Origin of the sequence: Streptomyces sp. NPDC014764 (genome assembly GCF_043082785.1) — a bacterium.
Taxonomy (GTDB): Bacteria; Actinomycetota; Actinomycetes; order Streptomycetales; family Streptomycetaceae; genus Streptomyces; species Streptomyces althioticus.
Map to the genome: position 1 here is coordinate 131,896 of NZ_JBIBXY010000003.1, position 12,628 is coordinate 144,523.

At 70.7% G+C, this 12,628-nt stretch carries 16 protein-coding genes; 10 read left to right on the plus strand and 6 right to left on the minus strand.

The window, feature by feature from the left end; all coding sequences use genetic code 11:
• The first annotated feature begins 88 nt into the window (after window positions 1-88).
• The 3 genes from ACF1AG_RS09340 (at window position 89) to ACF1AG_RS09350 (ending at window position 2,525) form a co-directional block, all read left to right on the plus strand.
• A complete protein-coding gene (locus ACF1AG_RS09340; protein WP_003992906.1) occupies window positions 89-268 on the plus strand; it encodes a DUF6104 family protein in 180 nt (59 codons plus the stop codon).
• 333 nt (window positions 269-601) lie between these two features.
• Entirely contained in the window at window positions 602-1,474 is an 873-nt protein-coding gene (locus tag ACF1AG_RS09345; RefSeq protein WP_359600061.1) for a DUF4097 family beta strand repeat-containing protein, read from the plus strand.
• Between the two features lies 1 nt (window position 1,475).
• Window positions 1,476-2,525 (plus strand): helix-turn-helix transcriptional regulator, encoded by a 1,050-nt coding sequence (locus ACF1AG_RS09350; protein ID WP_359600060.1) that lies wholly within the window; start codon window positions 1,476-1,478, stop codon window positions 2,523-2,525.
• A 62-nt stretch (window positions 2,526-2,587) separates the two neighbouring features.
• Here ACF1AG_RS09350 and ACF1AG_RS09355 read toward each other — a convergent pair whose 3' ends face one another.
• From ACF1AG_RS09355 to ACF1AG_RS09370, 4 genes are all read right to left on the minus strand, one after another.
• A complete protein-coding gene (locus ACF1AG_RS09355) occupies window positions 2,588-3,148 on the minus strand; it encodes a Clp protease N-terminal domain-containing protein (RefSeq protein ID WP_359600058.1) in 561 nt (186 codons plus the stop codon).
• Window positions 3,148-3,357: a helix-turn-helix domain-containing protein gene (locus ACF1AG_RS09360; RefSeq protein ID WP_359600056.1), complete on the minus strand. Its 210-nt coding sequence runs from the start codon at window positions 3,355-3,357 to the stop codon at window positions 3,148-3,150. The genes ACF1AG_RS09355 and ACF1AG_RS09360 overlap by 1 nt, the downstream gene beginning before the upstream one ends.
• Before the next feature lie 101 nt (window positions 3,358-3,458).
• Window positions 3,459-4,424, minus strand: a complete 966-nt coding sequence (locus ACF1AG_RS09365) for a zinc-binding dehydrogenase (RefSeq protein ID WP_359600054.1) — start codon at window positions 4,422-4,424, stop codon at window positions 3,459-3,461.
• Between the two features lie 151 nt (window positions 4,425-4,575).
• Window positions 4,576-5,811 (minus strand): NADP-dependent malic enzyme, encoded by a 1,236-nt coding sequence (locus ACF1AG_RS09370; RefSeq protein WP_391809569.1) that lies wholly within the window; start codon window positions 5,809-5,811, stop codon window positions 4,576-4,578.
• 580 nt (window positions 5,812-6,391) lie between these two features.
• On the opposite strand from ACF1AG_RS09370, the gene ACF1AG_RS09375 reads away from it, so the two are divergent.
• Genes ACF1AG_RS09375 through ACF1AG_RS09385 form a run of 3 tightly spaced genes read left to right on the plus strand, consistent with a single transcriptional unit; the run spans window position 6,392 to window position 9,119 of the window.
• A complete protein-coding gene (locus tag ACF1AG_RS09375; RefSeq protein ID WP_359600051.1) occupies window positions 6,392-7,357 on the plus strand; it encodes an ABC transporter substrate-binding protein in 966 nt (321 codons plus the stop codon).
• Between the two features lie 32 nt (window positions 7,358-7,389).
• A complete protein-coding gene (locus ACF1AG_RS09380; protein ID WP_359749284.1) occupies window positions 7,390-8,361 on the plus strand; it encodes an amino acid ABC transporter permease in 972 nt (323 codons plus the stop codon).
• The gene (locus ACF1AG_RS09385; protein ID WP_359600048.1) at window positions 8,358-9,119 is read left to right on the plus strand and encodes an amino acid ABC transporter ATP-binding protein; all 762 of its coding nucleotides are present in this window, start codon (window positions 8,358-8,360) and stop codon (window positions 9,117-9,119) included. The genes ACF1AG_RS09380 and ACF1AG_RS09385 overlap by 4 nt, the downstream gene beginning before the upstream one ends.
• 70 nt (window positions 9,120-9,189) lie before the next feature.
• Here ACF1AG_RS09385 and ACF1AG_RS09390 read toward each other — a convergent pair whose 3' ends face one another.
• On the minus strand, window positions 9,190-9,960 hold the full coding sequence (locus ACF1AG_RS09390) for a class I SAM-dependent methyltransferase (protein WP_359600047.1): 771 nt from the start codon (window positions 9,958-9,960) through the stop codon (window positions 9,190-9,192).
• Window positions 9,961-10,059: 99 nt separating this feature from the next.
• On the opposite strand from ACF1AG_RS09390, the gene ACF1AG_RS09395 reads away from it, so the two are divergent.
• Window positions 10,060-10,710: a CGNR zinc finger domain-containing protein gene (locus ACF1AG_RS09395; RefSeq protein ID WP_359749288.1), complete on the plus strand. Its 651-nt coding sequence runs from the start codon at window positions 10,060-10,062 to the stop codon at window positions 10,708-10,710.
• Here ACF1AG_RS09395 and sodX read toward each other — a convergent pair.
• Entirely contained in the window at window positions 10,593-11,027 is a 435-nt protein-coding gene (gene sodX, locus ACF1AG_RS09400; RefSeq protein WP_359600044.1) for a nickel-type superoxide dismutase maturation protease, read from the minus strand. The two genes, ACF1AG_RS09395 and sodX, sit on opposite strands and share 118 nt — an antisense overlap.
• 146 nt (window positions 11,028-11,173) lie before the next feature.
• Here sodX and sodN point away from each other — a divergent pair, with 146 nt between their 5' ends.
• The 3 genes from sodN (at window position 11,174) to ACF1AG_RS09415 (ending at window position 12,580) form a co-directional block, all read left to right on the plus strand.
• Entirely contained in the window at window positions 11,174-11,569 is a 396-nt protein-coding gene (sodN, locus tag ACF1AG_RS09405; protein ID WP_391809570.1) for a superoxide dismutase, Ni, read from the plus strand.
• Window positions 11,570-11,715: 146 nt separating this feature from the next.
• The gene (locus ACF1AG_RS09410; RefSeq protein WP_033272030.1) at window positions 11,716-12,138 is read left to right on the plus strand and encodes a helix-turn-helix domain-containing protein; all 423 of its coding nucleotides are present in this window, start codon (window positions 11,716-11,718) and stop codon (window positions 12,136-12,138) included.
• A gap of 16 nt (window positions 12,139-12,154) precedes the next feature.
• On the plus strand, window positions 12,155-12,580 hold the full coding sequence (locus ACF1AG_RS09415) for a VOC family protein (RefSeq protein ID WP_359600042.1): 426 nt from the start codon (window positions 12,155-12,157) through the stop codon (window positions 12,578-12,580).
• Window positions 12,581-12,628 lie beyond the last annotated feature (48 nt).

The window sequence follows — 12,628 nt, forward strand, 5'->3', positions numbered from 1 at the left end:
CCGCACCGGTACGCGGTACGTGAGCGGGCCGCACCCCCTCCCCCGGGGGTGCGGCCCGCCCCGTTTCCCGGCACATATCCTTGACCTCATGTACTTCACGGACCGTGGCATCGAGGAACTGGAGAAGCGGCGCGGCGAGGAGGAGGTCACCTTCGAGTGGCTCGCGGAGCAGCTCCGCACCTTCGTCGACCTCAACCCCGACTTCGAGGTCCCGGTGGAACGCCTGGCCACATGGCTGGCCCGCCTGGACGACGAGGACGACGAGTAGTCCCGTCCCGGTCCACGCGGGCAGTCGCACCTCCCCCAGTGCCTCAAGGGCCTGGGAGGTGCCCCCAGGGCGATGGGGGTACCTCCCAGCTAGAGCGAAGCCGAGAGTGGGGGAGGGTGAGCGCGGACGGCAGCACCCCGCGAACGCCGGGCTGCGAGAACACACCCCGCCCGGCCCTCACACACCTCCCCATACAAGAAACCCAAGGCACCGTTCACCCGAACGCGTGCCTTGACTTCTGCCTGCCGCGATATATCGTGAATCGAGTAAGACGCGATATGACGCAACGCCGCCGTGCCCACGCCGGGGCATCCCGCGATCAGGAGGCCGTCCATGCCCGAGTGGTCCGTCCAGGACACAACGAACCTCACCTTCGACGCCCCCCTGAGCCGCCTCAACGTCCGCATCGTCAACGGCACGGTGAACGTGGTGGGCACGGACGACCCGGAGGCCCACCTCCAGGTCTCCGACGTGGACGGCCCGCCCCTCGTCGTGACCCACGAGGACGGCGTCCTGACCGTCGCCTACGACGACCTCCCCTGGAAGGGCTTCCTCAAGTGGCTCGACCGCAAGGGCTGGCGCCGCAGCGCGGTGGTCTCCCTCGCGGTCCCCGCCCAGACCCGCGTGGAGGTCGGGGTCGTCGGCGCCGGCGCCGTCGTCTCCGGCATCCGGGGCCCCGCCGCGGTGAAGGGCGTCGCGGGCGACACCACCCTCGTCGCCTTGTCCGGCCCCGTCCGCGCGGACACCGTGTCCGGCAGCGTGGAGGCCCAGTCGGTGACCGGCGACCTCCACTTCGCCTCGGTCTCCGGCGACCTCACGGTCGTCGAGGGTTCCGGCCCCTCCGTCCGGGCGGACACGGTCAGCGGATCGATGATCGTGGACCTCGACCCCGAGGGCCCCACCGACGTCCGGCTGACCAGCGTCTCGGGCGAGATCGCCGTCCGGCTGCCCGACCCGGCGGACGCCGAGGTGGAGGCCAACACGGCGAGCGGCGCCATCTCCAACGCCTTCGACACCCTGCGGGTGCAGGGGATGTGGGGCGCCCACAAGCTCACCGGCCGCCTCGGCGCGGGCAGCGGCAAACTGCGGGCCACCACCGTCTCCGGCTCCATCGCCCTGCTGCGCCGCCCGCCCCGCGAGGACGAGCCCGACCTGCGGGGCGGCCCGGGAGACAATGCCGGTACGACCGACAAGAAGGTGCTGTGACATGCCCCCCGTCTTCGCCCACGGACGCCTCCGCCTCTACCTGCTGAAGCTGCTCGACGAGGCCCCCCGGCACGGCTACGAGGTGATCCGCCTCCTCGAGGAGCGCTTCCAGGGGCTGTACGCGCCGTCCGCGGGCACGGTCTACCCCCGGCTGGCGAAGCTCGAGGCGGAAGGGCTCGTCACCCACACCACCGAAGGCGGACGCAAGGTCTACTCGATCACCGACGCCGGCCGTGCCGAACTGGCCGACCGCAGCGGCGAGCTGGCCGACCTGGAGCTGGAGATCCGCGAGTCCGTCGCCGAGCTGGCCGCCGAGATCCGGGCCGACGTCAGCGGCGCGGCGGGCGACCTGCGCCGTGAGATGCGCGCCGAGGCCGGGCGGGCCCGCCAGGCGCGCGGCGGCTCCGCACCCGGTGGCAAGGACGCCCCCTTCGGCGACTTCGACCTCGGCGACTTCTCGATGTTCGGCGACAAGGACGCGTGGCGGGCCGCCAAGGAGGAGATGCGCCGCGCCAAACAGGAGTGGAAGGAGCAGGCCCGGCGCGCCAAGGACGAGAGCCGGCGCTCCCGCGAGGAGGCCCAGCGCGCCCGCCGCCAGGCCAAGGAGGCACAGGACCGGGCGCAGGAGCAGGTGCAGCGCATCGCCCGGCAGGTACAGGAGCAGATGCAGGGGCACTTCGCCCGCGGCGACTGGCCGTCCGGGCTGCGCGAGGGCCTGGGTGAACTGGTCAAGGAGATGGGCGAGTTCGGGAAGGACTTCGGCTTCGGCCGTACGGGCGCCGCGGAGGGGCCGGAGTCCCGTCCGTCGTACTCGACGACCCCTCAGGACTTCCCGGCCGACTACGCGCCCTCCTGGGGCCACGCGAGCGCCGCGGAGTCCACGGGCGACCCGGCGCGTGACCTGGAGCGGCTGCTGGACCGCTTCCGGGACGACGTCCGGGACGCCGCGCGGGACCACGGAGTCACCGAGGAGCAGCTGCGCGACGCCCGGCGGCACCTGTCGGAGGCCGCCGCCCGCATAGGGGCGCTGCTGCGGTCGCCGAAGCCCTGACCCGGAGCCCGGACGCCGGAGCCCAGACGCCGGAGCCCGGACGCCGGATCCCTGAGGAGCCGTCAGCCCGCCTTGGTCTCGCCGTCTCCGTAGAGCACGCGGGTGACCGAGGCGTGGGTGACGCCGTGGTCGGCGAGGACCTCGGCGGGCAGGCCGGGGCGGGCGGTGAGGGCGAGCAGCAGATGCTCGTCACCGATGTGGCGGTGGCCGCGGGCGGTGGCGGTGCGCAGGGCGCCGGCCAGGACGTCCTTGGCCTCCCGGTCGAAGGGGCGGTGCCCCCGCCACCGGGTGCGGGCCGGCTCCGCGGAGAGGGCGCCGGGGCCGTGCGTGTCCTCGACCCGGGCGACGATCTCCGGGACGTCGATGCCCAGTCCGGCGAGGGCGTCGGTCTCGGCCTGGGTGAGGCCTCCCCGCCGCCGCGCCCGCTCCAGCGCCTCCCGCACGGGCTCGCGGCGATCGTCGAGCCCCAGGGCGGTCAGGGCGAAGGAGGCGCGGCTGCCCTCCCGGTCGAGCAGGGCGAGCAGCAGGTGCTCCGCGCCGACGCGGGCCGCTCCCGTCCGTTCGGTGTGGGCGACGGCCTCCTTGACCACGTCCCGGGCGTCCTTGGTGAACCGTTCGAACATCAATGCCTCCCATGCTTCTTGTGCACGGCCTGCCTGCTGATTCCGAGTTCGGTGGCGATCTCCTGCCACGACCAGCCGTGATTGCGCGCGTTGCGCACTTGTACGGCCTCCAGCTGTTCGAGCAGCTTGCGCAGCGCGGCGACGGCGCGCAGGCCGACCCGCGGATCGTGGTCGCCCGCCCGTTCGGCGAGATCCGTTGCCTCAGTCATGCTGTCAACTTACGTTGACACGCTCGGGCTGTCAACCGCAGTTGACGTGACTGCGGCCGGCCCGGAACACCGGACCGGCCGCGGAAACGGGGAGACACACGTCAGGGGTTGGTGAGCACGATCTTCCCGAACAGCTCGCCGGACGCCATCCGCTCGAAGCCCTCGCGGGCCCGGTCCAGGGGCAGAACCTCGTCGACGACGGGGCGCACCCCGGTCGCGGCGCAGAAGGACAGCAGGTCCTCCAGCTCGTCCTTGGTACCCATGGTGGAGCCGACGACCTTCAGTTCCAGGAAGAAGATGCGGGTCAGCTCGGCGTGCGACGGCCGGTCGCCGCTGGTGGCACCGGAGATCACCAGCGTGCCGCCGGGGCGCAGCGACTTCACCGAGTGGGACCAGGTGGCCGCGCCCACGGTCTCGATCACCGCGTCGACCCGCTGCGACAGCCGCGCGCCGGGCTCGACGGCCTCCACGGCGCCCAGCTCCAGCGCCCGCTTGCGCTTGGCCTCGTCCCGGCTGGTGGCGAAGACCCGCAGCCCCGCCGCCTTGCCGAGGACGATCGCGGCGGTCGCGACCCCGCCGCCGGCGCCCTGCACCAGCACGGAGTCACCGGGGCGCACGCCCGCGTTGGTGAACAGCATCCGGTACGCGGTCAGCCAGGCCGTGGGCAGACAGGCCGCCTCCTCGAAGGACAGCTCCTTCGGCTTGGGCAGGATGTTCCAGGTGGGCACGGATACCTGCTCGGCGAAGGTGCCCTGGTAGCGCTCGGTCAGGATGGAGCGGGGCTCCCGGGGCCCCACGCCGTGACCGGTCTGGCCGATCACCGAGTGGAGGACGACCTCGTTGCCGTCCTCGTCGATCCCCGCTGCGTCGCAGCCGAGGATCATCGGCAGCTTGTCCTCCGCGAGGCCGACGCCCCGCAGGGACCAGAGGTCGTGGTGGTTGAGGGAGGCGGCCTTGACCGTGACGGTGCTCCAGCCCGGCCGGGACTCGGGAGCGGGTCGCTCTCCCGACTCCAGTCCCGTGAGCGGCTGGTCGCGGTCGATTCGGGCGGCGTAGACAGCGAACATGACCTTGACGATAGGTTCCGCGCCCCGCCGAAGGAACCGTGCCCGCCTGTGACACACGCCCCCTTGCGCCGGACCGGGCCCTCACGGAAGAACCCCGGACGTGCGTGAGCCCCGTCCACGCGGCGCGGACGGGGCCCTCACAGCTGTGCGCTCAGCTCCGGGCGACGCCCTCCGCCCGGGCGGCGGCGGCCACGGCGGCCGTCACCGCGGGGGCGACCCGCTCGTCGAACGGGGACGGGATGACGTAGTCGGCGGCGAGGTCGTCACCGACGACGGAGGCCAGCGCCTCGGCCGCGGCGAGCTTCATGCCCTCGGTGATCCGGGAGGCCCGGACCTGGAGCGCGCCGGCGAAGATGCCGGGGAACGCCAGGACGTTGTTGATCTGGTTGGGGAAGTCCGACCGGCCGGTAGCCACGACGGCCGCGTACTTGTGCGCGACCTCCGGGTGCACCTCCGGGTTCGGGTTGGCCATGGCGAAGACGAACGCGCCCTCCGCCATCGACGCCACCGCGGGCTCGGAGACCGTGCCGCCGGAGACGCCGATGAAGACGTCGGCGCCCGCGAGCGCGGACTCCAGCGTGCCGGAGATCCCGGCCTTGTTGGTGAACGACGCCAGCTCCGCCTTGATCGGAGTGAGGTCCTCGCGGTCCCGCGAGACCACACCCTTGCGGTCGGCCACCGCGACGTCCCCGATACCGGCCTCGACCAGCATCCTGGCGATGGCGACACCCGCCGCGCCCGCACCGGAGATCACCGCCCGCAGCTCGCCGAGCGGACGCCCGCTGAGCCGCGCCGCGTTCCGCAGCGCCGCCAGCGTCACGACGGCCGTGCCGTGCTGGTCGTCGTGGAAGACCGGGATGTCCAGGCGCTCCTGGAGCCGCCGTTCGATCTCGAAGCACCGCGGCGCCGAGATGTCCTCCAGGTTCACCCCGCCGAAGGACGGGGCGAGCCGGACCACGGTCTCGATGATCTCGTCGACGTCGGTGCAGTCCAGCGCGATGGGGACCGCGTCCACGCCGCCGAACTGCTTGAAGAGGATGGCCTTGCCCTCCATCACGGGGAGGGAGGCTTCGGGGCCGATGTCGCCGAGCCCCAGCACGGCCGTGCCGTCGGTCACGACGGCGACGACCGAGGACTTCCACGTGTAGTCGTGGACCAGCTCCGGCTGCTCGGCGATCGCGCTGCACACCTTCGCGACGCCGGGCGTGTACGCCAGGGACAGGTCGTCCTTGTCGCGGACCGGCACGGTGGCCTGCACGGCCATCTTGCCGCCGCGGTGCAGCGCGAACGCCGGGTCGAAGGACTCCAGGGGCTCTGCCCCGCCGTCCCGCTCGGAAGCGTCCCGGTTCTCGCTGTCGCTGCGAGGATTGACAATCTCCGCTGCCACTTGGTTTTACCCCTTAAGTGTTCATTGTTTGAGGGTTGCCACTCCTGGTGAGGGGTGGGCGGGACCGCGCCAGGCCCGGAGGGGTTACTGCGTACGGGCCGAACACGACGGGCGCGCCGCACACGCGCCCTGAGCCCCGGATGAGGGGTGTAAAGAACCTTCTTACCGGACGGACGCGGTCGGCGACGAGTCCATAACGCGAAGGTCACATGCCGACGCCATGAAGCATCGTCCGATATCAGGACAAGACCTGGACGAAGTCCCAGCAAGCCCGCAAGTACCCCTCCGACTCGGCGGGTCGCCCGCGCAACAGGCGTATCGGCGAAGATCTTGCGGCCGGAATGACGGATTCCCGAAGAGTCTGCGGTCGCGTTGTACCCAAGTGGCCGGGTTCGAGGACGCGCCGTTATCCGATTTTGACATCGGAAGCCCCCTGAACGGTCCAATCCGAATGGCAAGATGCGGTAATCACACGAGGTCGCGGCACTCGAAGGTGTGTGCCCCCGTCGACCTTGCGGCGATGCCGACAGGCAGTCGCCGGCCCCATCGGCACTCCACCCATCCGCCGGAGGAACCCACCATGACCGCAAGCACCACCCGTCGTACCACCGCCGCGCGCTCACGGATTGCAGCGGTCGGCGCGATCGCGGTCGCAGGCGCGCTGCTTCTCACCGGCTGCGGTGACCAGACCGAAGGCAGCGGAGGCTCGGACACCAAGGAGTCGGGCAAGACCAACTCCGCCCCGCTGTTCGACAAGCTGCCCAAGGACATCCAGAACGCCGGCGTCCTGAAGGCGGGAACCAACGCCGAGTACGCCCCGATGGAGTTCCAGGAGGGCGGCAAGATCGTCGGCGTCGACCCCGACATCGCCGCCGCGCTGGGCGAGAAGCTGGGTGTCAAGGTCGAGTTCACCTCCGGCAACTTCGACGGTCTGATCACCGCGCTGAACTCGGGCCGCTACGACATCGCGATGTCGTCCATCACGGACAACAAGCAGCGCCAGGAGGGCCTGGACGACAAGGGCAAGAAGCTCGGTCCGGGCGTCGACTTCGTCGACTACTTCGTGGCCGGCACCGCCGTGTACGTCCAGAAGGGCAACCCGAAGGGGATCAACTCCATCGAGGACCTCTGCGGGCAGCCGGCCGCCGTGCAGCGCGGCACCACGTACGAGAAGGCGCTGCAGGACCAGTCCAAGAAGTGCACGGACGCCGGCAAGAAGGCGATCAAGATCCAGTCGTTCGAGAACGACACCGAGGCGCAGACCCGTGTGAAGTCCGGCGGCGCGGTGGCCGGTGTGAACGACTACCCGGTCGCGGTCGACCTGGCCCGCAAGGCCGACAACGGCAACGCCTTCGAGATCGTCGGCGAGCAGGTGGACGCCGGTCCGTTCGGCATCGCGGTCAACAAGGACAACAAGCAGCTCACGGAGGCCCTGGAGGCCGCCGTCAACGCCATCATCGAGGACGGCACGTACAAGAAGATCCTCGCGAAGTGGGGCGCCGAGACCGGCGCCATCGACAAGGCCGTGGTCAACGGCGGCAAGTGACGGTCCCGGGCACGTACTGAAGGGCAGTCACAGTGACCGACAAATTCGACAAGGAGACGGCAGGCGCCCGACCGGCTGCCGCCGTCTCCAAGGAGGACGGGCCCGCCCCCGTCCCGCCCGCGGTGATCAAGGCCATCCCGGTCCGTCACTACGGCCGCTGGGTCAGCGCCGTCGTCGTGCTGGGCCTGGTGGGCCTGCTGATCAACGCCTTCGCCACCGCTGAGAAGATCCAGTGGCAGGCCGTCGGCGACTACGTCTTCGACAGCACCGTGCTGGCCGGCGCCGGCCGCACCCTGCTGATCAGCGTCCTGGCCATGGTCATGGGCGTGGTCCTCGGCGTGATCCTCGCCGTGATGCGGCTGTCGAAGAACCCGGTGACCAGCTGGGTGGCGTGGGTCTACATCTGGTTCTTCCGCGGCACGCCGGTGTACGTGCAGCTCCTGCTGTGGTTCAACCTGGCGCTGATCTTCCCGGTGCTCAACCTCGGCCCGTTCTACAAGGACGAGATGGTCGACGTCATGACGCCGTTCATGGCGGCCCTGCTGGGCCTCGGCCTGAACGAGGCGGCGTACATGGCGGAGATCTGCCGGGCCGGCCTGCAGTCCGTCGACGACGGCCAGACCGAGGCGGCGCACGCGCTCGGCATGAGCCACGGCAAGACGCTGCGGCGCATCGTGATCCCGCAGGCGATGCGGGTGATCGTGCCGCCGACCGGCAACGAGTTCCTCAACATGCTGAAAACCTCGTCACTGGTGTACGCGGTGACGTACAACGAACTGCTGCGCGCCACCTCGACGATCGGCTCCACGTCGTACGCCGTGATGGAGATGCTGTTCGTGGCGTGCATCTGGTACCTGGTCATCACCAGCGTGTTCAGCGTCGGCCAGTACTACCTGGAGCGCCGTTTCGCGCGCGGCTCGTCCCGCAACCTGCCCGCGACTCCGTGGCAGAAGATCAAGGTCAACATGATGGCCTTCAGCCGCGAGAGGAGCAGCACGGTATGACGGCCATGGTGAAGTCCGAGGGCGTCCACAAGTCCTTCGGCGGTGTGCAGGTCCTCAAGGGCATCGACCTGGAGGTCAAGCAGGGCGAGGTGTTCTGCCTCATCGGCCCCTCCGGCTCGGGCAAGTCGACCTTCCTGCGGTGCATCAACCACCTGGAGAAGATCAACGCCGGCCGGCTGTACGTGGACGGCGAGCTGGTGGGTTACCGCCAGAAGGGCGACAAGCTCTACGAGTTGAAGGACAGCGAGGTCGCCCAGCAGCGCCGGGACATCGGCATGGTCTTCCAGCGCTTCAACCTGTTCCCGCACATGACGGCCGTCGAGAACGTCATGGAGGCGCCGGTCCAGGTCAAGGGCCTCAACCGGTCCGCGGCCCGGCTGCGGGCGCTGGAGCTGCTGGACCGGGTGGGTCTGGCCGACAAGGCCGGCAACTACCCCGCCCAGCTCTCCGGCGGCCAGCAGCAGCGGGTGGCGATCGCCCGGGCGCTCGCCATGGACCCGAAGCTGATGCTGTTCGACGAGCCGACCTCGGCGCTCGACCCGGAGCTGGTCGGTGACGTCCTCGACGTCATGCGCGACCTGGCCGAGTCGGGCATGACGATGATCGTCGTCACCCACGAGATGGGCTTCGCCCGCGAGGTGGGCGACAGCCTGGTGTTCATGGACGGCGGTGTGGTGGTCGAGTCCGGCCACCCGCGGGACGTGCTGACCGACCCGCAGCACGAGCGCACCAAGTCGTTCCTGTCCAAGGTCCTCTGACCTCGGCGCCGCACGGCGAAGGGGCGGCACGGAGTTCTCCGTACCGCCCCTTCCGTGTGCTGCGGGCCCGCTACTTCAGCGCCAGCAGCAGGGTGTCCGACGGTGAGCACCACACCGGGCGGGCCTCCGCGAAGCCCGCCTCGCGCAGTACGCGCGCGTGCCACGCGGGGCCCGGCATGTCGCCGTCGGCGTGTTCCCCGTAGATCTCGAAGCGGCGGGCGGTGGGGCCGGCGAGGACCGGGTCCCCGGCGGCGAGCTTCCACCACTCCGACCAGTCGAGGGCGCCCCGCTCCCTCGCCCGGTCCATGCGGGCGTGGCGCTGGGCGCGCTCGGCCGCGTTGATCCGGGGCGTGGTCTCGTCGATCATGTGGTCGGCGTTCATGAAGACGCCGCCGTCGCGGACCAGGCCCGCGAGGTGTCCGTAGAGGTCCGCGAGGGGTTCCCGGTGCAGCCAGTGCAGGGCCGTCGCGGTGAGCACGGCGTCGTAGGAGTCGTGCGGGAGCCGCGTGGCCCAGCCGGGGTCCTTGAGGTCGGCGGTGACGAAGGTGACCCGCTCGTCGCCCTCGAAGGTGCCCTCGGCGATGGCGAGCAGCGCCGGGTCGAGGTCGACGCCGGTGCTGGTGGCGTCGGGGAAGCGGTCGAGCAGCCGGGCGGTGATGCTGCCGGTGCCGCAGGCCAGGTCGAGGACGCGCGGGGCGGTGCCGACGAGGGCTTCCACCATGTCGAGCATGACCCGGAAGCGTTCCTCCCGGTCGGGCATGTACCACTCCTGCTGCCGGTCCCAGCTCTCCTGCCAGGCCTGCCAGTCCGTGCCGGCCGTGGTGGTCTGCGAGTCCGTCATGGCCCCTCCCTCGCGATGCACTCCGTAATACCCTGGACGCACGATCGTCTGTTACCCGACCGCACGCACGACCATAGAGCCCCTGCGTAAGGACTACAAGTGGAACTGGCCTATTACTCGGACTACGCCGTACGTCTCGTGAACACCGAGGAGCCGGTCCGGGGCACGGACGTGCTCACCTCGGTCGAGGCCGTGCGCGACCTGTTCGGCGGCAACCGGTCGGCCGCCCGCCGGGCCACCGAGGCGGACGTGACGCGGTTCCGCTCGGTCCGGGCAAGGCTCCGCTCGGTCTTCGAGGCGGCGAACGACGGCGACGAGACCCTCGCCGTCGACCTGCTGAACTCCCTGCTGCTGGAGTTCCCGGTGAGCCCGCAGATCTCGGGCCACGACTTCCGTGACGACGACGGCCGCCCGCTGTGGCACATGCACCTGGCCGACCACCCGTCCAACGCGACCGCCGGGTACGCCGCGATCGCCGCGATGGGCCTGGCCTTCCACCTCACCGAGTACGGCGTCGACCGCCTCGGCCTGTGCGAGGCGGCGCCCTGCCGCAACGCCTACCTGGACACCTCGACCAACCGCTCCCGGCGTTACTGCTCGGACCGCTGCGCCACCCGTGCGAACGTGGCCGCCTACCGGGCCCGCAAGCGCCTGGAGGCCGAACGGTCGGAGAGCACGGGACGGGCCGAGGTCAGCAGCCAGGCCAGCAGCGCCAGCGGCGACCGCCGGGCCGTGGAGCGCGGCCGGTAGCGGAAGCGGACCCGGCCCAGCACCAGCTCGTCGGGGACGACGCCGTAGTCGGTGCTGTCGCCGCCCGCGTAGGCGTTGTCCCCGAGCACCCACCAGCCGCCGTCGCGCCGCTCGGCCGCCCGCTTGACGACCAGCAGGTCCTGCTGGAACGGATGGCGCAGCACGATCACGTCGCCCCGTTTCACCCGCGCCCCGTAATGGACCAGGAGCCGGTCCCCGTGGCGCAGCGTGGGCACCATCGACGGCCCGGTCACCTCGGCCACCCCGAAGGGCAGGGGCGCCCTCACCCGCTCGGCGTCCTGCGACAGCTCCGGCATCTCCCGGCACCTCCCCGGTTCTTCCTCCACCAGTCTCAGTCTGACCCCGGACTTTTGTCCTAAGCCCACGGGGGCACTCGCGAAAACCCGTCCGTCACGGAGTAATGTCCCCTGTGAGAAGACGATCACGAGGAAGGAAACGCTTCATGCTTTCCCGCCTGTTTGCCCCCACGGTCAAGGTCAGCGCGCACTGCGACCTGCCCTGCGGTGTGTACGACCCGGCCCAGGCCCGCATCGAGGCGGAGTCGGTCAAGGCTGTCCAGGAGAAGATGGCCGGCAACGACGACCCGCACTTCCAGGCCCGCGCCACGGTCATCAAGGAGCAGCGCGCCGAGCTGGCGAAGCACCACGTCTCCGTGCTGTGGAGCGACTACTTCAAGCCGCCGCACTTCGAGAAGTACCCGGAGCTGCACCAGCTGGTCAACGACACCCTGAAGGCCCTCTCGGCCGCCAAGTCGTCGACCGACCCGGCCACCGGCCAGAAGGCGCTGGACTACATCTCCCAGATCGACAAGATCTTCTGGGAGACCAAGAAGGCCTGACCCGGCCTCGCCGCTCCCGGCGGCCGGCGATCGGTGCACCATCGCAGGTCCTGGGGCTTTTTCCGAAGGGGGCCCGTCGCTTCACGCGGCGGGTCCCCTTCGGTGTTTCCCGGCGCCGTCCACGGGGCCCGTGGGATGCTGGGCGCATGGAGCTGGAGGATCTGGTCCGGCTGCGGCGGGCCAGGGACCGGATGGACCGGGAGTACGCCGAGCCGCTCGACGTCGCGGAGCTGGCGCGGACGGCGCTGATGTCGCCGGGCCACTTCCAGCGCAGCTTCCGGGCCGCGTACGGGCAGACGCCGTACGCGTACCTGATGACGCGGCGCATCGAGCGCGCCAAGGCGCTGCTGCGCAAGGGCGACCTCTCGGTGACCGAGGTGTGCCTGGCGGTCGGCTGCACCTCGCTCGGCTCGTTCAGCTCGCGCTTCACCGAGCTGGTCGGGGAGACGCCGAGTGCCTATCGCGCCCGCTCGCACGAGGAGAGCGCGGTCATCCCGCCGTGCGTCGTGCGGACGTACACCCGGCCGGTCCGGGTCCGGCGGCGGGTCGACCCGAGCGGGAACTTCTAGAGGAAACGGGATGCGTATGGACAGGGCGACGGACGTACGGATCGCCCAGTGCTTCGTCGCGGTCGACGACCACGACAAGGCGCTGGCCTTCTACTGCGACGTGCTGGGCTTCGAGGTGCGCAACGACGTGGGGTACGAGGGGATGCGCTGGGTGACCGTCGCCTCCCCCGAGCAGGACGTGGAGATCGTCCTGGAGCCGCCCGCCGCGAGCCCCGACATCTCCCCCGCCGACAAGCAGGCGATGGCCGAGCTGCTCGCCAAGGGCGTACTGCGCGGGGTCAACTTCACCACCACCGACTGCGACGCCCTCTTCGAGCGGGTGCGGGCCGCGGGCGTCGACGTGATCCAGGAACCGGTGGACCAGCCGTACGGGATGCGGGACTGCGCGTTCCGCGACCCGGCGGGGAACATGGTGCGCTTCCTGGAGCGCCCCGCGGACTGAACGTCCTCAACGGGCCGGGGCCACGCTCACGGCCGGGATCAGAAGCGC